This is a genomic window from Acinetobacter sp. RF14B (genome assembly GCF_006864105.1).
GTDB lineage: Bacteria > Pseudomonadota > Gammaproteobacteria > Pseudomonadales > Moraxellaceae > Acinetobacter > Acinetobacter lwoffii_C.
The window spans coordinates 22,410-42,936 of record NZ_SMTB01000006.1 but is presented as its reverse complement, the minus strand read 5'-3'; the positions used below and the strand labels follow the sequence as shown (position 1 = coordinate 42,936).

Sequence of the window (20,527 nt, the reverse complement as noted above, 5' to 3'; positions counted from 1 at the left end):
TTTTTCCTTTTAAATTGCATAAAAAAGTCTGCCAGTCACTGGACTGGCAGACTTGGACTTAAAAAATTAAATCGCATTCCTACTTTTAATTCTCATGCATTGAAAATTATTCACTTAACAAGTGGATAAATTCAACTTATAGCGTTTGCCATTCCTTACGCACATCTTCTGCTGTTTTGTTTAGCATGATACTGTCCCCTTTAATTTCGCTTACCCAGCTCAAAGGAATCAGATGATGCTCGTTATTTTCATCATCACTTCTGGTGAGTTTAATTGAGTCCTGCCCTTCTAAATGATCTACTTTTCCGACTTGCGTGCCGCATGATGCAATTACCGAGGCATGTTCTTTGATGTCATTTACATTCATATTATTCATTCCAGTTGCCCATTAGTAAAATTAAAGAATCTTTAGTCTAAGCGCTGAGAATCCGACTATGTGTAAGGGTATTCAGGCTTTCAGTATTGATCAGTTAAGAATGTAATAGGACAAAATAGCTGTGTTTCATCACGTAAAATAATAGGGTAATAGGATTTGAAGATTTGAAGATTTGAAGATTTGAAGAAGAATACTGAGAGTATAAAATACAAAAAGAAGATAAAGCTTAAGCTTGATCTTCTTTTTGGCCGTACATCCACGTTGCTGCGATATAAATACAAAAGCCTGCAACCATTAAGATACTTGTAGTCATGTTCAAGGTCTCCTTTTAATGCGCTCATTATGAGTCAGATATATGACAGTTATATGACAAAAATGAAATATTCAAAAAATTATATTAATTTACAAAAATCAAAAACTTATGACAAAATAATTTATTTATATAAAAATAAAGCTGTAATATAAGTTTAAATATAGGCAATTCTTTTCATCATTTATGACAGTTCAGAGAGACTTTCTCGGCGAGCAGTTGCTCAAACTATAAACTTTCAGCCAATGTCCCCGCAAAATGCCCACAACCTGATCCTTTTGTCTTATAATTTAGCCCGCTAGCTATCAGCCCGCTCAAGAGATATTTGTATGACAACTATTATCAAGCAAGATGACCTGATCACATCCGTAAAAGATGCGCTTCAGTTCATTTCTTACTATCATCCACAAGACTTCATCCAAGCGATGAGCCGTGCGTACGACCGTGAAGAGAACAAGGCTGCGAAAGATGCAATCGCGCAAATTCTAATCAACTCACGCATGTGTGCAGAAGGCCATCGCCCGATCTGCCAGGATACTGGTATCGTCAACGTATTTGTTGAAGTGGGCATGGATGTTAAATTTGATTTAACCATGAGCCTGGATGATGCAATTAATGAAGGTGTACGCCAAGGTTATCTAGAAAACTCAAACGTACTGCGTGCTTCTGTATTAGCAGACCCTGCATTTGGTCGAAAGAACACCAAAGACAATACACCTGCTGTGATCTATCACAAACTTGTTCCAGGCAACAAAGTGGATATTACGGTTGCTGCAAAAGGTGGCGGTTCAGAAAACAAATCTAAACTAGCAATGCTCAACCCGTCGGATTCAATCGTGGACTGGGTACTGAAAACTGTCCCAACTATGGGTGCCGGCTGGTGTCCTCCTGGTATGCTCGGTATCGGTATTGGGGGTACTGCGGAAAAAGCCATGATGCTGGCCAAAGAAGCATTGATGGAAGAGATCAACATGGACGAATTGCTTCGTCGTGGTCCACAAAACAAACTGGAAGAGCTTCGGATCGAAATCTTCGAGAAAGTCAATGCACTTGGTATTGGCGCTCAAGGTCTGGGCGGTTTAACCACGGTGCTGGATATTAAAATCAAAGATTACCCATGCCATGCTGCGGGTAAACCGGTTGGTATGATTCCGAACTGTGCAGCAACCCGTCACGCACATTTCACCCTGGATGGTTCAGGTGTAGCACATATTCAGGCGCCTAGCCTTGAAGATTATCCATCAGTGACTTGGGATTCGTCTTCTTCTAAGCGCGTTGACCTTGACAACATCACTCAGGAAGAAATGAATTCTTGGAAACCAGGTGATACCCTGCTTCTTAACGGTACCATCTATACCGGCCGTGATGCAGCCCATAAACGTATGGTAGACATGCTGAACAATGGTGAAGAGCTTCCTGTAGATCTGAAAGGCAAGTTCATCTATTACGTAGGCCCAGTCGATCCAGTCGGTGATGAAGTCGTTGGCCCTGCTGGTCCTACTACTGCAACACGTATGGACAAATTTACGCGTCAAGTTCTTGAAGCGACTGGCATGTTTGGCATGATCGGTAAAGCGGACCGTGGTCCTGCTGCTGTTGAAGCCATCAAAGACAACAAAGCGACTTACTTAATGGCTGTTGGTGGTGCTGCGTACCTGGTGTCTAAAGCGATCCGTGAAGCGGAAGTTGTTGCTTTTGCAGACCTGGGTATGGAAGCGATCTACAAATTTGTAGTGAAAGATATGCCGGTTTCTGTGGCTGTGGACGTAAACGGTACCTCTGTACACGCCACTGCTCCAAAAATCTGGCAGGCGAAAATTGGTAAGATTCCAGTAGTTGATGCTGCTGAGGGCTAATTTAAGCTATAAAAAAAGCACCCATCTGGGTGCTTTTTTTATGAACTGATGGTATTACCAGCTACGTGGATCCCAAAGTTTAAAAGGTGCAATCAGCTGTACATCAGTTGCAGGATCATATTTAGGCATCTGAATTTTTTGGGCCTTTTTACGCACCTTGCCAGTTTTCTGGTCTTGGGCAACAAAATTAAAGCTATGTGATTTGAGCTGGGTAAATGCAATTTCATTGAGCCCTACATTGTGCGGCATGAGCATCAAAGGCCCAGACATACTGCGGCGCGTATTAAAATTTTCTTCATCATATTTAATAAAATAGGACTGTCCCGCTTCAACACTGAAATCCAGATACTTGGGTTTCTGAAAATGTAAAGCGCCTAAAGGTCGGCTGCTACTCAGACGATAACTACCCGCCGGAAGCTCTACCCAGTAATAATGGTTGTGCAATAAACTTGGAATATGCTGCTGGTTAATAAACAGACTGGCTGCCACAATTTCCTGGCGGTTCCAGTTGGAATCTGGACGATATAAATATACGATCGCTGCATCAGCATGCTGTGGTTGAACGGTCTGGAAAGCTTGTCCCTGTTTCTGGTTAACCCAGCCGCCAATGCTCATCATACCCATACGATGCTGTTCGATAAAACCCGGCTTTTTTTCAAGATCAATATTTTTTAAAGTGCTGAGTGGCTGACTAGGCTCAACTAGGGCTTTTTTACCATGACACCCCATCAATACCAAACTGCTGATGAGTACTATTGCGACTCCACGCATGTTTATCCCTCACTGCGTTTTTCTTCTTCTTGCTTATGCAGGTGCCCTGCTTTTTTATTTTAGGCGTCCACGCCCAGATGTTGAGATTAACACTCGGGTTTAGAATTTGGAAATAAAAAACGTGCGAAAACACGAAGTTTTCGCACGTTTCTGACGAATAGCAATCAGGCAGACCGACTATTTACCACCTTTAAATCAATCTTGCTGACCGGCTCTTCCTGAGATTGGGGCTGGCGTTCCGCCCTGAATTCCGGTGCAGCCTCACCATTAATTACCGCCTCATTCACTACTACAGTGCCTACATCAGTGCGGCTTGGCAGATCATACATGGTTTCAAGGAGTGCGTTTTCCAGAATCGAACGCAAACCGCGCGCACCTGTATTTCGCTCAAGTGCTTTTTTCGCTATCCCCTGTAGGGCTGACTCTTCAAAGACCAGATCCACATCTTCCATCTCAAACAGATGTTGATATTGACGGGTTAAGGCATTTTTTGGCTCTGTCAGAATCTGCATTAAGGCATCTTCATCCAGCTCATCCAGTGTTGCAATGACTGGCAGACGGCCAATAAATTCTGGGATCAGACCAAACTTCACCAGATCATTGGCTTCGACCTGACGGAACAGCTCCGACAGTTTTTTGGTTTCATCTTTATTACGCACTTCTGCAGTAAAGCCGATACCACCTTTTTCCTGACGCTGCTGTACAATTTTCTCCAGACCCGAAAATGCACCACCACAAATAAACAGGATATTTGCAGTATCAATCTGAATGAATTCCTGCTGTGGATGCTTGCGTCCTCCTTGCGGTGGAATAGAAGCAACCGTACCCTCGATCATTTTCAGTAAAGCCTGCTGCACACCTTCACCCGATACATCACGGGTAATGGATGGGTTTTCAGATTTACGGGTAATCTTGTCGATTTCATCGATATAGATAATCCCCTTTTGTGCCTTTTCCACATCATAATCGGCTTTTTGCAAAAGCTTTTGTACAATGTTTTCAACATCTTCGCCCACATAACCTGCTTCTGTGAGGGTCGTTGCATCTGCCATGGCAAAAGGCACATCTAGAAGACGGGCAAGGGTTTGTGCCAATAAGGTTTTACCTGAACCGGTTGGACCGACCAACAGGATATTACTCTTGGCAATTTCAATAGAGTCATCTGCTTTCTTACCATTGGTCTGTACTTTCAGACGTTTGTAATGGTTATACACTGCAACAGATAAGGTCTTTTTCGCCAGATCCTGACCAATGACATATTGATCGAGCGCTGCACGGATTTCATGCGGTTTCGGTAAAGGACGGTTCGCCCAGTCATTGGTTTCGACCTGCTGACTGGTTTGAACCAAATCTAAGCATACGTCCACACATTCATTACAAATGTATGCGTCCTCGCCTGCAATCAGCTTTCCGACTTCAGACTGCGTTTTACCGCAAAATGAACAATGCTTTTGTCCTTGAGGATGTTCGGACATATTTACTCCAATATCTCAATCTGTAAAACTTATGGACGTTTAGTAAGTACTTCATCCACAAGACCGTATTCTTTCGCTTGCTGAGCAGTCATAAAGTTGTCACGGTCAGTATCACGTGCCACTTTTTCATAGTCCTGACCACTATGCTCAGCCATTAAACGGTTTAAACGTTCTTTAATGAACAGAATTTCACGTGCATGAATTTCAATATCCGAAGCTTGTCCACGGAAACCACCCAAAGGCTGGTGAATCATGACACGCGCATTTTCAAGGCAATAACGCTTGCCTTTGGTTCCGGCATTCAACAGGAACGCACCCATTGAAGCCGCCTGTCCCATACAGTAAGTCACCACATCAGGCTTGATAAACTGCATGGTGTCATAAATGGCCATACCCGCAGTGACTGAACCACCTGGTGAGTTAATATACAGGTGAATATCCTTATCTGGGTTCTCAGCTTCTAAAAACAACATTTGTGCCACAATAAGATTGGCCATGTGGTCTTCAACTTCACCTGAGAGAAAAATAACCCGCTCACGTAAAAGACGTGAATAAATATCAAAAGAACGCTCGCCACGAGAGGATTGTTCTACCACCATTGGAACTAAAGCGTTTTCGATCATTGGAACATACATACGTTTATTTATTCCTAAATTTTTGTGACTTAATCCATACTCACAATATGAGGGATAATGACTGAAATTGCAAAATATTCGCTTGCAATTCCAAGATATTTTTTGCATTAGTTTTGTGAAAAACTGAATATCAGGTGAAATTACGCTATCAAAAAAAGGCGCATAAAGCGCCTTTTTATGACCAGCTAGGATTAGCCTTGTTGACGAGCTTGCTGCTCTTTCAATAAGTCTTCATAGCTTACAGTCGTATCAGTCACTTTAGCAGATGCCAGAATGTGATCCACTACTTGGTCCTCAAGTACAACTGCTTCGATTTGAGCACGTTGCTGCTGGTCATTTTTGAAGTATTCGATGACTTCGTTTGGATCTTCATAAGAAGAAGCCATATCTTCGATATACGCATCTACACGCGCTTGATCTACTTCAATTTTCGCATCAGCCAGAACCTTGCTCACCAGTATGCCAAGTTTAACTGATTTTTCAGCTTGTTCTTTGAACAGGTCATCTGGAAGCATGCTTGAATCAAATGCTTTTGCACCTTGTGCACCAAACTGCTGCGTGAACTGCTGGATCATCTGTTGACGCTGACGATCAATTTCCTGAGCAACCATTGCAGCTGGAAGTTCAACTTCGTTTGCAGCTACCAGCGCATCAAAAGTCGCACCTTTCACTTGATTGCGTAGTCCATTTTTCACTTCACGTTCCATGTTTTTACGAACGTCAGCTTTTAATTTCTCTACGCCTTCTTCTGCAGAAACACCAAAGATTTCCAGGAATTCAGCATCAACTTCTGGAAGTTTTTGCTTTTCAACAAGTTTTACAGTGATTTTAAACTGAGCCTGTTTACCCGCAAGGTTTTCAGCCTGGTAGTCTTCAGGGAAAGTTACATCAATAACTTTCTCTTCGCCTTTCTTCATACCGATGATGCCATCTTCGAAGCCAGGGATCATACGGCCAGAACCCAATACCAGTTTAAAGTCTTCTGCAGAACCGCCTTCAAACTTCTCGCCGTCGATTGAACCTTCGAAATCAAAAGTCACCTGCATGTCTTTTTTCGCCATGCCTTTTGTTTCAGCCCAAGAAGCACGTTGTTTTTGCAGGTTTTCCAGCATAGTGTCAACGTCTTTGTCATTGACTTCAGACGCTTTACGTTCAACTTCCAGGCCTTCGAATTTCACTTCAACTTCTGGATAAACTTCAACAGTTGCTTCATATACTAAAGCATCATCTTTCATCTCAGTTTTTTCGATATTTGGCATACCAACAGCATTGATTTTTTCTTGCTGGATCGCTTCAAATACTGTATCACGAATAATGTCGTTTACAACTTCCTGATAGATACCTGCACCGTATTCACGACGAACCACGTTCACAGGCACTTTACCTGGACGGAAGCCGTTGATCTTCGCAGTTTTAGCAGTACGTTTTAAACGAGCTTCAAATTGCTCATTAATACGGCTCGTCGGTACAGAAACATTTAAACGACGGGCAACGCCCGAAACCGCTTCAGAAGTTACTTGCATGGCTTCCTCTATATATTTGGTAATAACAGGTTTATAAAAAAATGTGCCACATTATATGACAACCTTAAAGGATATACAAAAAATACGCTCTTTTTCTAATTTTTTTAATTTATCTTTCCTTGCCTCTCTTTTCTTCAAAGCGCTTTCTTCTTTTGTAACCTGCCTAAAGTTAATTATTTATTTTTATTGCAAATGATAAACATTCTTATTAATATTCTCTATCGAATTTGATACAAAACTCTACACTCTCTCAAACTGGAATTTTGGTTATGCATACTTTTACTCTTCGTCCTCTTGTTGGAGCCATTCTGGGAGTCACCGCAACTTCGATTGTTGCACAGACTACTCAGGAAGCTGCTCCAACAACTACACATCAGCTGTCAACAATTGTGGTTTCAGCATCGGGTTTTGAACAAGAGCTTAAGAATGCACCAGCATCCATTAGTGTAGTGACAAAAGAAGATATTGAAAAGAAAAATGCGACCAGTATTGCTGATTTATTAGCAGATGTTCCTGGTATCGATGTTCGTAATGGTGTGGGTAAAACCGGCGGCCTAAATGTCAGCATGCGTGGAATGGGAGCTGATGACACACTTATCTTAATTGATGGCCGTCGTCAAACTACATCGACTGATGTCACTCCAAATGGTTTTGGCGAAACATCAACAGGATTTATGCCACCACTTTCAGCCATTGAACGTATTGAAGTCATTCGTGGTCCAATGTCTACCCTATATGGTTCAGATGCCATGGGCGGTGTCATTAACATTATCACTAAAAAAGTTAGTGATGAATGGAATGGTAATGTCACTGTCAGTGGCAATGTGATGGAAAGCAAAGCCGAAGCGGATTCTTGGAAAACCAGTTTTTTACTCAATGGCCCTATAATTAATGAAAAACTGGGATTGCAACTTCGTGGTTCATATTTAGATCGTCAAAAATCTGAACGAATTGTAGCTGGTGCAACAGGCCGTGATCCTCGTCCAAATGAAGCCGACAATTATGATGTAGGTGCTAAATTATCATTTGTCATGAATGACCGAAATTCGCTTTGGTTTGACGCCTTCCACTCTAGCCAAACCTATAATAATGAGGATAGCCGTTTAGGTGACCTGGATTGGGTAAAAAAACCAAATGAAGCGCCAGGATACAAAGATGAATTAGAGTTCAATCGTACTCAGTTTGCAGTGGGTCATGATGGCGATTACGACTTTGGCCAATGGAAAACTTATATCAGTCATTCTGAAACCGAAACAAAAGGACGATCCTTACCTACTGGTGCTTTTTCAAAACAAGAAATTCTCGATCAATCTCCACTAATCGGCAGTCCTCGAGATTTAAACAACACAGATCTTATTGCTGACAGCCATATTATTTCAAATTTAGGCAATCACAAGTTAACCTTAGGTACACAATACAAAGAACAAACCATCGAAGATAATATTGCCCAACATATTACGGGTAAAAATGAATTTGACAGTAAATCGTGGGCTTTTTATGCTGAGGATGAATGGCGTATTCTTGACAACCTCGGTTTTACTTTAGGTGGCCGCTATGAAGATCACTCAGGTTTTGGCGGGCACTTCAGTCCACGTGCTTATTTAGTTTGGAATGCGAATGACATTCTTAGCATTAAAGGTGGTGTGAGTACAGGTTACAAAGTTCCGTCAGCCAAAGCTTTAGAGGACAATTTGATTAACCTGAGCAAACAAGGACAAAGTTTTGTTTTTGGTAATCCTGATTTAAAACCAGAAGAATCGACCAACTATGAGCTAGGTTTTAACTTCCAGCCAAATGATCAAATTACATTTACAGCGACTGGTTTCTATAATGAAGTTGAAAATGCAATTGTCAGTGTAGGCGCTCAGGACCATCCTCTTTGTACAACAGGCAAAACGTGTTCAACGAATATTAATGCTAATGAAGCTGAAGTCTATGGTGTAGAAAGCACACTACAATACAGCATCATTCCTGAATGGGATCTTAAAGCGGCTTATACTTATACAAAGAGCAAGATTACTGATAGTAATAAACCTGAAACTGAAGGTAATTATTACAACAACAATCCACGTAATGCATTTAACTTAACTTCAACCTGGCATATTAATCCTGATTTTGATCTTTGGTTACAACATGAATATAAATCAAGTCGTATTCGCTCAACTTCTGTACCTACAGATGCTGAAGATTTAGCAATTTATAAGGCGTCTGGAAATAAACTTGCTGGCTACAATTTATTTAATTTAGGTACCAGTTATACAGTAAATGATCAGTTACGCTTGAATATGTCAGTAAATAACTTGTTAGATAAAGACTTTACTGAACACAAGAATGTAGAATATTTTGATGGAACTGCTACCCGAACCACTCAAAGTTATAAATATCTATCAGGATTAGATGGCACATATTTAGCCGGTCGTAACTACTGGTTATCTGTTTCATACGATTTCTGATATTTAATTGATATTTCTTATAAAAAACCCTGCTTAATGTAGGGTTTTTTTTATAATTTTCAAAATTTTTCTTAAAACCAACGCAAATCTAAATAAGTATTATTATCAATTAAATTAAAAGAAACTATCAGATTTTTCAATTTTTATAAAATACATATACTTAACAACAAGTCATTTATTTATTTAATTTACTTTTCTATTGGTCTGTTTTTTATTATCGTTAATACCAATCTTACAAACATAGAAGTGATAATAATAATTACTATCATCTTCAGACCCAAATCAAGATAATTTTTTTACCATGACATACATAAAAACACGCAAAAAGATCGTTTCCTCCGCGATTGCCTCTTCTTTGTCAATTGTAGCCGCGCAGGCAATGGCGGATGAAAATATCATCAAGCTTGAGACAATTCACCAAGAAGTGAAAGCTGAACAAGCGCCCAGCCTTAAAGTAGATCAATCTGCCAATAGCAAATTTGTTGCGCCTTTACTCGACACTCCCAAATCCGTATCAGTCATTTCTAAACAACTGATTGCCGATACGCAGGTAACTACTTTAGCTGATGCACTTCGTACAGTTCCGGGGATTACCTTGGGTGCAGGTGAAGGGGGCAATCCGAATGGTGACCGTCCGTTTATCCGGGGTTATAACTCTGAAAGTTCGATGTATGTAGACGGCGTGCGTAATGCGACTTCTCAAAACCGTGAAATGTTTGCGGTAGAACAAGTTGAAGTGACCAAAGGTTCTGCTTCTGCCATGGGCGGTGCAGGCACCACTGGCGGTAGCATTAACATGATTTCTAAAACGGCTAAACCAGGTGATTTCCTGGAAGGCTCAGTTGCTGGTGGTACAGATAATTATCAACGTATTACTTTAGACGGTAACAAAGACTTTGGTAATGGTATTGCGGCACGTGTTGCCGTGATGGGTCATCAGAATGAAAAAGCAGGTCAAAAAGACGGTGCTGAATATAAACGTGCAGGTATTGCGCCAAGTATTAGCTTTGGTCTGGACACCCCTACCCGTGCTACTTTAAGTTATTACTACTTAAAGTCTGATGATACACCTGATTCAGGGGTTCCTTATAACAATCCATTTGCTGCAACGAGTGCAAATGCAGGATTAAATGGCAATGGTAAGCCTATTGATGTTCAACAAGGTCAATACTACGGTTGGAAAGATCGTGACTTCCAGAAACAGGAAAATCAGATTGGCACGCTTAAATTAGAACACGATCTAACGGATAATCTGACCATTTCCAATACGACTGTTTTTAATAAGTCAAAAAATGATTATCTATGGACAAATCCAGATGATTCTAAAGGTAATATTTATGACACAACAACAGGCGCATTAACTGGCGACGTTTGGGCACGTGTAAACTCACGTGTCGCCAATACTGAGACTTTTACCGATCAATTGGCTTTAATCGGTAAATTTAATACTGGCATGTTTAAACATAGTTTTAACTTGGGTGCCGAATATTCAGATCAGGAAACCGAGCGTACGCAATATATTATTGACGGTCTAAATACGACAGGTAGCGTACATAATGCGTGTACGCCTGACGATCTTAGTTCAGGCTGGTGTACTTCAGTTCAAAATCCTGATCGCGGTCCTTGGACCGGCTCAATAAGTACAGATGGTGCAGACCGATACAATACGCAAACCAAGTCGACTTCTGTGTACTTCCTGGACAGTATTGAATTGAATCCACAATGGCTGCTAGATTTGGGTTTACGCTGGGATGACTACGCGACTAAGCAAACCATGCTTGCGGGTCGTTTTAATGCCAATAATCCGGAAGGAACCATAGTTAAACTGAAAAATGATAAAGACTTTATCAACTATCAGGCTGGTTTAACGTTTAAGCCTGTAGAAAATGGTTCAATTTATGCCAGTTATGCAACTTCTACCAACCCGGTGGGTGTCGATGGTGGTGATGGTTCTGAAGGCATTACATCAGCAATTCAAAACTTAAACCCAGAAGAAGTCCGCACCATGGAGTTAGGGAGTAAATGGGATGTCTTGAATGACAAGCTTAATTTGACTGCAGCCATTTTCCGTACCGAAAAAACCAATACTCGCGCCCCAGTAGAAGATGGCACCACACGCAACATTGGTGAAACCCGGGTAGATGGTATTGAGCTTGGCTTAAATGGCAACATCACTGACAAATGGGCTGTTTCGGCAGGCTACACCTATTTAGACAGTGAAATTGTCGATGATGGCACCGCAACCAATGAGGGAAATCAAGTTCAAAACGTGGCAAAAAATTCAGCCACCTTGTGGACTACCTACCAAATATTACCCCAGCTAAGCTTGGGTGCTGGCGCAGTTGCGATGGATAAAGTCTATGGAAATGCCGCCAATACCAAGTGGGTTCCAGGCTATGTGCGTTACGATGCCATGGCACGTTATCATGTGAACCAGAATGTTGACTTACAATTGAATGTCAACAACCTGACCGACGAGCGTTATTTCACTAAAGCTTATGCCTCTCATTATGCAACCGAAGCAGAAGGCCGTAGTGCCGTGCTTTCTCTGAACTTCAAATACTAATTAAATCGGACTCGCATAGCTCTAGCATTGGAGCTATGCTCACTCAAACAAAATTATTCAGGTGTTTTTCGTGCTGCATCATATTCCAAATGTATTGAGCAAAGAGCAGGTACAGTATTTCCGCAAAGAAATGGCTCAAGTTGAATGGGTCAATGGCAAAGTGACTGCTGGCACACTGTCTGCTAGCGTCAAACAGAATCAGCAATTGCCTGAAGATCATCCCCTGACTCAGCACTTAAGTACGATTATTCTGGAAGCCTTGGGCCAGCATCTTTTATTTCTATCCGCTGCGATCCCGCTGGATATTATTCCTCCTCTGTTTAACCGCTATGAAAATAATGAAGCTTTCGGTTTCCATGTGGATAATTCGATCCGCCGTATTCGTGGCAGCAACGAGCGGCTTAGAACCGATTTATCCTGTACGGTTTTTTTAAGTGAGCCGGAAGAATATCAAGGTGGTGAACTGGTGGTCGAAGACACCTATGGCTATCATGAAGTCAAACTTCCCGCTGGCGATATGATTTTGTATCCATCGACCAGCTTGCATGAAGTGACGCCGGTCACTTCTGGCTGCCGGGTTGCTTCATTCTTTTGGGTACAAAGCATGATTCGGGATGATGCAGAGCGCCATATGCTGTTTAATCTGGATCAGAGTATTCAAAATCTGAGAATAGAACTAGGTGATCAGCACGCCGAGGTCATGAAACTGACCAATCTGTATCATAACCTGATACGCAAATGGGCTGAGCTTTAGGCCCACCTAAGGCGAGTCCAGCGAGTTATAAAGCACCCTAGTCTTTTATTTTTCAAACTGATTCAGTAAAATATTAGCCAGACTGATAGAATCAAAGAAAAACCCATAACAATAAAAGCCAATAATAAAATATTTTTTCACCTTGAATGGTTTACAAGAAAATTTTTATTAAGATACAACTAAAATCTATAAAAAAAGCAAAAAATTTTCGCCCTAACTGGATTAAACTCTGGAGTATAGGGTAATCATGCAGCAGTCCCGCAAATCCAGATGACGATATTCCAAAAATATTCTGGGCTTTTTTCCTGACGTTGACCTTCTGCATGAGCACGATTATAGACAAAATCTATGCCGTAGTTCCCGCGACCGCTTCATCCAAGAGCACGGTACGCCAGACTACAAAGGAGCTCTTTCATGATGTTGGCAGATCCAAGTAAAAAATATCGTCGCATGTATCAACGTGTCGATCTTCCAGACCGTCAATGGCCGAATAATGAAATCACCAAGGCCCCAATCTGGATGAGTACCGACCTGCGTGATGGTAACCAGGCGATCTTTGAGCCAATGAACATCGAGCAGAAGTTCAAAATGTTCCAGATGCTGGTAAAAATCGGTTTCAAACATATTGAAATCGGCTTCCCATCTGCATCGCAAATTGATTTCGATTTTACCCGCAAATTAATTGAAGAAAATCATATTCCGGACGATGTCTATATTGAGGTGTTGGTACAAGCACGTGATCATTTGATTCAGCGTACTTTTGAATCTTTGCAAGGTGCAAAACGTGCGATTGTGCATATCTATAACTCGAACTCGCCGACCTTCCGTCAAAAAGTCTTAAATGTTGATGTTGCTGGGGCCAAGCAGCTTGCTATTAATGCTGCAAGCAAAGTTAAAGAATACGCCGCCAAACAGCCTGAAACCGAGTTTGTTTTCCAGTACAGCCCTGAATGTTTTACGGCAACTGAATTGGAAGTGGCTAAAGATGTTTGTGATGCAGTAACTGAAATCTGGGAAGCGTCTCCGACCAATAAAGTGATCTTGAACTTGCCGGCAACAGTTGAAGTTTCAGGTCCTAACGTCTATGCCGACCAGGTGGAATGGATGCATCGCAATATCCAGCGTCGTGACGGCGTGATCATTTCTGTGCACTGCCACAATGACCGTGGTTGCGGTATTGCAGCTTCTGAATTGGCCATTATGGCCGGGGCTGATCGTGTGGAAGGCTGTGTCTTTGGAAATGGCGAACGTACCGGTAACGTCGATGTGGCTGCGATTGCTTTGAACATGTATACCCAAGGTGTTGCACCGAACTTGGATTTCTCCAACATTAACGAAATTATTGCCACCGTTGAAGAATGTACCGGTTTGCCTGTACACCCACGCCATCCTTATGCTGGTGATTTGGTGTTTACTGCCTTTTCCGGTTCGCATCAGGATGCGATCAAAAAAGGTTTTGAGTTCCAGAAAAACGAAGAAATCTGGGATATGCCATATTTGCCAATCGACCCGAAAGACTTGGGCCGTGACTATGATGCAGTGATCCGGGTTAACTCACAATCAGGTAAAGGCGGGATTGCCTATTTGTTAGAATCTAACTACAACGTGACCTTGCCACGTCGTTTACAAATTGAATTCTCGCAAATCGTCCAGCAAAAAACCGATGAAGACGGTACAGAAATTTCTGCTACTGAAATCTGGAAATTGTTTAAAGAAACCTATGTGGCTGCTAAAGATGCCCATTATTCAGCCAAGAACTATCGTTTGTCTGATGAAAATGGCAGTCAGGTGATTGAACTTGATCTAGAGATTGAAGGTCAGTCTCGTCATGTACGTGGCCAAGGCAATGGTCCGATTTCTGCGATCTTGGATGCGCTGCAACTGCCAATTGATGTTGTAAGCTATGAAGAGCGCAGCATCAGTTCAGGTGCGCATGCCAAAGCTTTGGCCTTGATTGAGCTTCAAGTCAAAGGTACAGGCAAGTCTGCATTCGGTGCGGGAGTTCACGACAATATTGTGACCTCTTCAATTGAAGCCATTATTGCCTGTACCAACCGCCTGATTGAACAGGGAGTATTAAGCACTGATCAGGTGATTGCTGCAGCGGTCTAAGCTACAGTATAAGAATTAACTATCATTCATAGCATTAAAATGACTTTTGAAGGATACCTGCAAATGGTATCCTTTTATTATTCATATTAAAGTTTTAAGGCGAATCATTCCCGTGTCTTTTCCAGCAGACTCAGTGGGCATTGTAGTCCCACAAAAGTTCCAATTTGAAGAGCCGTTAGAGCTTGAATGCGGTCGCATCCTCCCACGTTTTGAACTGATGGTTGAAACTTACGGCGAACTAAACGCCGATAAGTCCAATGCCATTCTGATTTGTCATGCCTTGTCAGGCCATCATCATGCAGCGGGCTATCATCATGAAGATGACAGGAAACCCGGATGGTGGGATGCCTGTATTGGTCCAGGCAAAGCCATCGATACCAACAAGTTTTTTGTGGTGGCGCTCAACAATATTGGCGGCTGTAGTGGTTCGACCGGTCCTATCTCTCCCAATCCAGAAAATGACAATCGCCCGTACGGTCCAGACTTTCCACTGGTAACGGTACGGGACTGGGTCAAAACTCAAGCCATACTGTCTGACCGTCTTGGTATTCAGGTCTGGTATGCGATCATTGGAGGATCGCTCGGTGGCATGCAAGCCCTGCAATGGTCGGTGGATTATCCAGACCGTTTAAAGAAATGTGTCATTATTGCCAGTGCTCCAAAGCTTTCGGCACAAAATATTGCATTTAATGAAGTAGCGCGCCAGTCGATTCTATCTGATCCGGATTTTCACAATGGCCGTTATCTGGAACATGACAGCTATCCAAAACGCGGGTTGATTCTGGCACGGATGGTGGGCCATATCACCTATCTGTCTGAAGAAGCCATGAAACAGAAGTTTGGCCGTGATTTAAAATCAGGCAAATTTATGTATGGTTTTGATGTCGAGTTCCAGGTAGAAAGTTATTTGCGTTATCAAGGTGAACAGTTCAGCCGCAACTTTGATGCCAATACTTATCTGATTATGACCAAAGCGCTGGATTACTTTGATCCTTCACGTGAATATGAACAGTCTCTGGTCAAGGCGATGGCACATACCCAGTGTCAATTTCTGGTGGTGTCTTTCTCTACGGACTGGCGTTTTGCGCCTGAGCGTTCACAAGAAATCGTGGATGCTTTAATTACCAATCATAAACCGGTCAGCTATTTAGATATTAATGCTGAACAGGGTCATGACTCCTTCTTATTTCCAATTCCGCTGTACGTTAAATCCCTGCGTGCATTCCTGGGTGGTGAAGAACACCTGAAAACAACCCCGCAGGAGGCTGTGTAATGCGTATTGACCAACAACTTGCTGAACGCTGGATCAAGCCAGGCTCACGTGTTCTGGATCTCGGCTGTGGCGATGGTGAATTGCTCGCGCACATGAGCAAAAAACACAATATTCGTGCGTATGGATTGGAAATTGATCAGGAAAAGATTGCAATTGCAATCAGTCGCGGGTTAAATATCATCCAGCAGGACTTAAATCTCGGTTTAAGCCGTTTTGCCGATCAGTCTTTTGACTATGTTGTAATGGCACAGGCCTTACAGGCCGTAGATGCACCAGACGTATTACTGCGTGACATGGTGCGCGTAGGTAAACAGGCGATTATTACTTTCCCGAACTTTGCCCACTGGAGAACCCGTTCTTTTCTGGCTTTAAAAGGGAAAATGCCGGTTTCGGAGGCTTTACCCTATATGTGGTATGACACACCGAACATTCACCTATGCACCTTCCGTGACTTTGAAGCTCTTTGTGCGGAAAATAATATTAATATTATTAATCGACTCGCTGTAAATGGGAATCAACAGGACAGCTTGCTCAGCAAGCACCTTCCTAATCTGTTTGGTGAAGTCGCAATTTATCGAGTGAGCGCTCTATGAAAAAATTATTAATCACTACGACGCTACTGGCGGGACTTTTTAGCTTAAATGCCCATGCAGATTATGTTGCGCCAAGCCCATCGGTGGCAAGCCAAGCCGCCCAATATTCAGTTATGGACATTAATAGCCTGATTAAAGCTGCCAAAGCCGGTCAACCAGGAGCACAGTTCTATCTGGCGACTAAATATCAGTATGGCAAAGACATTCAAAAAGATGAGCGTCAGGCTTTTAGCTGGTATAAAGCTGCTGCGGATCAAGGCTTAGCCGTAGCCCAGCTAAATGTAGGCCGTATGCTAGCAGATGGCATCGGTACTAAAAAAGATGAAACGCTTGCCCGCCAGTATTTTGAAAAGGCAGCTAGCCGTGGCGATAACCGTGCCAGCTTTAACCTTGCCATGATGGAAGAGAAAAAGAAAAATTATATGGGCGCCTATCAGTGGTATGAGCTTTCTACCCGTGACGGCATGCTCGACAATAAGGTTATCAGTCTTTCTGAAGGCAAGAAAACGGCTCTGGCAGCCAACCTGACTCAAGATCAAATCCGTCAGGCACGTGACCGTGCAGACAAATGGATTCAGGCACAATAAGCTGGATTTGCAAAAGAGCACCTTCGGGTGCTTTTTTATAGCCTGAACTATTGCCCAAAATGCTCAGGCACGTCCTCAAAGAGATTTTTGTAGCCAGTTTTTTGCTGAAACTGAGCATCCAGCTGTTGAAAAAACAGCACTGTCAGCCCTATCGTCAGATAAAGCAAACCTTGTTTAAAAAAAGCTGCCATAATTTTAACACTGCATAAATTTAAATCATTCATGCATTAGAATGAAAAACCATCATCATGTAAAATGATTCTTAGAGATAACTATTATCTGTTTTTGAGATATTTTGAGATAAAAGTATGCAGTTAAAATCCCTGGAAATTTTTCTGACGGTTGTTGAGCTGGGAAGCTTTTCTCTGGCTGCCAACAAACTGTTTACGGTTCAATCCAATATCACCAGCCACATTAAAAAGCTTGAGTCCGAGCTAAACACTGAACTACTGACCCGTAAAACACCAGTCAGAACGACCCGAGCTGGCGAACAGCTGGTCACTTATGCCAGAAAAATCCTGTCTCTGCATGATGAAGTGAAAAGTATTTTTATTGAGGAAAAGCCCTATCCTTCGCATCCGATCCAGATTGGCAGTATGGAAACTACTGCTGCTGTCCATCTGCCGCAGATCTTAAACAGATTTTCTGCAAGCTTCCCTGCCCTATCCTTCAGCTTGCAGACCGCCCCCAGCCGCACACTGATTGAAGCCGTACAGGATGCTCAGCTGGACTGTGCCTTTATTGCCAGTCCTGAGCCAGTGCATGGTTTGTATAATCTGCATCTGTTTACAGAACAGCTGGTGGTGGTAACTTCAAAAAACACCATACAGCCCTTGACTGCCGCAACGCTCCAACAACAGAAATTTCTCGCATTCCGCCAAGGATGCAGTTACCGTCGTGTCATCGATTTATTTTTACAGAGTCGACAGCTCGCCGTTTGTCATATTATCGAAATGGGTAGCCTGGACGGTATTATGAGCTGTGTCAGCATGAATATGGGAATGGCAATTTTACCGCGCTCCTATGTTGAGCAGTCACATTTTAGAAATGCAGTAGACGTTTTGGAAATTCATGAGCCTTTTGCCACCATGAACACCTACCTGATTGCAGATCAACCGGCTTGCTGGAGCAGCAATTTAAAGCATCTGGTGAAGCAGCTCACCGCCTCAAAAGATGAGGTGGTACAAATTTAGGTAAAATTACCGACTTTAGATTGAATTCGGTTAAAATCACCTGTTCCGTATTTTCAACTCATAAGTGGCGAATATATGTCAGCTCAGGCTTGGTTATCTCAGGGAACCTTGGTACTTGCAAGTAATAACAAAGGTAAAATTGCTGAATTTGAAAAACTGTTTGCAGAGTTACAACTGCCTGTCGACGTCGTTCCGCAAGGTCAGCTGAATATCGAAGATGCGGTCGAAGATGGGTTAAGCTTTGTAGAAAATGCCATTATTAAAGCCCGTCATGCAGCAAAGATTTCAGGCAAACCTGCGATTGCTGATGATTCCGGTATTTGTGTGCCTGTATTAGGCGGTGCACCGGGAATTTACTCGGCACGTTATGCAGGCGAACATGGCAATGATGCAGCTAATAATGAAAAGCTGTTAAGCAAACTCAAGCCGCTGCGTAAAGAAAATGAAGTCATTGACGGTATGTTTGTTTGTGTATTGGCGCTGGTCCAGCATGCCGAAGATCCACTCCCACAAATTTTTCAAGGCATCTGGAAAGGTGAAATTCTGGAAGCTCCTCGTGGCGAAAATGGTTTTGGTTATGATCCCCTGTTCTGGCTACCTGAATTGCAGTTGTCCAGCGCAGAAATGAGTAAAGAGGAGAAAAATAAAATCAGTCATCGTGGTCAGGCGATGCAGCTGTTTAAAGCCAGTCTAGAGAAATAAGCGAGCACAACAAAGCCCTTCTTCCCTTTGAGGAGGGCGTTAGAAAGCGATAAACAAGCCCTTTCTTATTCAAACCATGTCCTGGTATTGACTAGATATTTATAAACCCGGCACCCAGATATGCAAGATCATGCCATAAAGCGCGATGAGTATGGCACTGGCAATTGTTCCTGACGCAATATATTTGGCTGAATGGCCTGTACCCTGATAATGCGTTTCTAGCGCCACAATATTGGCCGCAGGCGGTAATAAAAAATACATCAGCATGACGGCATAAATAAGGAGTTGAGGTGGAATCGGCAAAGTGAAATAAGCGGCTGCTGTCAGTCCCAGCGCAAGTATAAAGCGGCCACTGATAAGCAGCAGGCTACGTTGCAGATCTCGTAAATGAATCCGCACTTTACTCAGCCACATGCCTAAAATGCACATTCCGCTAAAAGTCACCAGTACTTTATTGGCCTGATACCCCCATTGCACGACCGGATGCATTTCATAAGCCCTCAAGTCCCAACACGACAGGACTGCGGCAATACTCAAAGCAATAACAGGTGGAGAGATCAGGACATTTTTAAGAATAAATTGGGGAGTCTGCCGTGTGGAGCTGACGGCCAGAATAGCCGCAACATTGCCAAACAGTGAGCCACCAATATACAGCGCCACAATCGTACTACTGGCCTCAGGTCCAAAAACGGCCAGAGCAAAAGGAAAACCCAGCCATACCCCATTTAAATAGCTAAAACACAGGGCACGGAGTTTATCTTTACTTAAAGCATAAAACAGGCTGAACAGCAGAATAGAACTGAATACGCTAAAGCCAAGCAGCCACAGGCTGCCTTGCTGATAAAACAACATGTTATAAATGATGACGAGTGGAATCAGCACCCGGGCCAGCATTGCTGCCATGAAGGGGCGAAGAGATTTTAAATATTGAACGCCCCAATATCCGGTTAAAAAAGAGATCAGAGGCAGAAGCAGCGCCATACCCGACAGGACTCATTTGTATCAATGTAAAAAATCCTATCATATTCAGTCTTGCTTCTTCTCTTGTCTTCAAAAAGAAATATAACCGTCACCTCTGTGTCATAAAAGCCTGTTGAGATAGAGCCATAATATAAAGAGGATAAAATGATGGCTGGATTATCAATTTGGCATGTACTGATTTTTGCAATTGTGGTGATTTTATTGTTCGGTACATCAAAGTTAAAAAACCTGGGCAAAGATGTAGGTGGTGCAATCAAGGATTTTAAAAAGTCAGTGAAAGATGAAGAAGCTGAACAAGCGCAGCTGCAACAGCCACGCACGATTGATGCACAAGTAAAAACACCTGAAAGTTCAGTCAAAAGCTAAG

At 42.5% G+C, this 20,527-nt stretch carries 18 protein-coding genes; 11 read left to right on the top strand and 7 right to left on the bottom strand.

The features are described 5' to 3' along the window. Positions 1–136 precede the first annotated feature (136 nt). Positions 137–376 carry a DUF2171 domain-containing protein gene (locus E2K52_RS02185; RefSeq protein WP_151203367.1) on the bottom strand — a complete coding sequence of 80 codons (240 nt, stop codon included), beginning with the start codon at positions 374–376 and terminating at the stop codon, positions 137–139. 639 nt (positions 377–1,015) lie between these two features. On the opposite strand from E2K52_RS02185, the gene E2K52_RS02180 reads away from it, so the two are divergent. After that, a complete protein-coding gene (locus E2K52_RS02180) occupies positions 1,016–2,542 on the top strand; it encodes a fumarate hydratase (RefSeq protein ID WP_151203366.1) in 1,527 nt (508 codons plus the stop codon). A gap of 54 nt (positions 2,543–2,596) precedes the next feature. Here E2K52_RS02180 and E2K52_RS02175 read toward each other — a convergent pair whose 3' ends face one another. From E2K52_RS02175 to tig, 4 genes are all read right to left on the bottom strand, one after another. Continuing rightward, on the bottom strand, positions 2,597–3,313 hold the full coding sequence (locus E2K52_RS02175; RefSeq protein WP_151203365.1) for a DUF2846 domain-containing protein: 717 nt from the start codon (positions 3,311–3,313) through the stop codon (positions 2,597–2,599). Between the two features lie 164 nt (positions 3,314–3,477). Further along, positions 3,478–4,788, bottom strand: a complete 1,311-nt coding sequence (clpX, locus tag E2K52_RS02170) for an ATP-dependent protease ATP-binding subunit ClpX (RefSeq protein ID WP_151203364.1) — start codon at positions 4,786–4,788, stop codon at positions 3,478–3,480. Between the two features lie 29 nt (positions 4,789–4,817). Continuing rightward, the gene (gene clpP, locus E2K52_RS02165) at positions 4,818–5,423 is read right to left on the bottom strand and encodes an ATP-dependent Clp endopeptidase proteolytic subunit ClpP (RefSeq protein ID WP_151203363.1); all 606 of its coding nucleotides are present in this window, start codon (positions 5,421–5,423) and stop codon (positions 4,818–4,820) included. A gap of 191 nt (positions 5,424–5,614) precedes the next feature. Continuing rightward, complete coding sequence (gene tig, locus E2K52_RS02160; protein ID WP_151203362.1) at positions 5,615–6,946, bottom strand: trigger factor; 1,332 nt, start codon at positions 6,944–6,946, stop codon at positions 5,615–5,617. A gap of 269 nt (positions 6,947–7,215) precedes the next feature. Between tig and E2K52_RS02155 the strand changes: the two genes are divergently transcribed. From E2K52_RS02155 to E2K52_RS02125, 7 genes are all read left to right on the top strand, one after another. Next, a complete protein-coding gene (locus E2K52_RS02155) occupies positions 7,216–9,399 on the top strand; it encodes a TonB-dependent receptor domain-containing protein (RefSeq protein WP_151203361.1) in 2,184 nt (727 codons plus the stop codon). Positions 9,400–9,700: 301 nt separating this feature from the next. Further along, entirely contained in the window at positions 9,701–11,965 is a 2,265-nt protein-coding gene (locus E2K52_RS02150) for a TonB-dependent receptor (protein WP_151203360.1), read from the top strand. 70 nt (positions 11,966–12,035) lie between these two features. Continuing rightward, a complete protein-coding gene (locus E2K52_RS02145; protein ID WP_151203359.1) occupies positions 12,036–12,719 on the top strand; it encodes a Fe2+-dependent dioxygenase in 684 nt (227 codons plus the stop codon). Between the two features lie 414 nt (positions 12,720–13,133). Next, positions 13,134–14,831 (top strand): 2-isopropylmalate synthase, encoded by a 1,698-nt coding sequence (gene leuA, locus E2K52_RS02140; protein WP_151203358.1) that lies wholly within the window; start codon positions 13,134–13,136, stop codon positions 14,829–14,831. A 112-nt stretch (positions 14,832–14,943) separates the two neighbouring features. After that, entirely contained in the window at positions 14,944–16,104 is a 1,161-nt protein-coding gene (gene metX, locus E2K52_RS02135) for a homoserine O-succinyltransferase MetX (RefSeq protein ID WP_151203357.1), read from the top strand. Continuing rightward, a complete protein-coding gene (metW, locus tag E2K52_RS02130) occupies positions 16,104–16,697 on the top strand; it encodes a methionine biosynthesis protein MetW (protein ID WP_151203356.1) in 594 nt (197 codons plus the stop codon). The genes metX and metW overlap by 1 nt, the downstream gene beginning before the upstream one ends. Then, entirely contained in the window at positions 16,694–17,284 is a 591-nt protein-coding gene (locus tag E2K52_RS02125) for a tetratricopeptide repeat protein (protein WP_151203355.1), read from the top strand. Before metW ends, E2K52_RS02125 begins: the two co-directional genes overlap by 4 nt. 47 nt (positions 17,285–17,331) lie before the next feature. Here E2K52_RS02125 and E2K52_RS15035 read toward each other — a convergent pair whose 3' ends face one another. Beyond that, positions 17,332–17,508, bottom strand: coding sequence for a hypothetical protein (locus E2K52_RS15035; RefSeq protein WP_153228187.1), 177 nt, complete (start codon positions 17,506–17,508; stop codon positions 17,332–17,334). A gap of 84 nt (positions 17,509–17,592) precedes the next feature. On the opposite strand from E2K52_RS15035, the gene E2K52_RS02120 reads away from it, so the two are divergent. Both E2K52_RS02120 and rdgB read left to right on the top strand, forming a co-directional pair. Then, positions 17,593–18,477, top strand: a complete 885-nt coding sequence (locus E2K52_RS02120; protein WP_151203354.1) for a LysR family transcriptional regulator — start codon at positions 17,593–17,595, stop codon at positions 18,475–18,477. 75 nt (positions 18,478–18,552) lie between these two features. Then, positions 18,553–19,179 (top strand): RdgB/HAM1 family non-canonical purine NTP pyrophosphatase, encoded by a 627-nt coding sequence (gene rdgB, locus E2K52_RS02115; protein ID WP_151203353.1) that lies wholly within the window; start codon positions 18,553–18,555, stop codon positions 19,177–19,179. A gap of 99 nt (positions 19,180–19,278) precedes the next feature. Here the strand turns inward: rdgB and E2K52_RS02110 are convergent, their stop codons facing one another. Beyond that, positions 19,279–20,160: a permease gene (locus E2K52_RS02110; protein WP_151203352.1), complete on the bottom strand. Its 882-nt coding sequence runs from the start codon at positions 20,158–20,160 to the stop codon at positions 19,279–19,281. 147 nt (positions 20,161–20,307) lie between these two features. Between E2K52_RS02110 and tatA the strand changes: the two genes are divergently transcribed. After that, positions 20,308–20,526 (top strand): Sec-independent protein translocase subunit TatA, encoded by a 219-nt coding sequence (tatA, locus tag E2K52_RS02105; protein WP_151203351.1) that lies wholly within the window; start codon positions 20,308–20,310, stop codon positions 20,524–20,526. Position 20,527 lies beyond the last annotated feature (1 nt).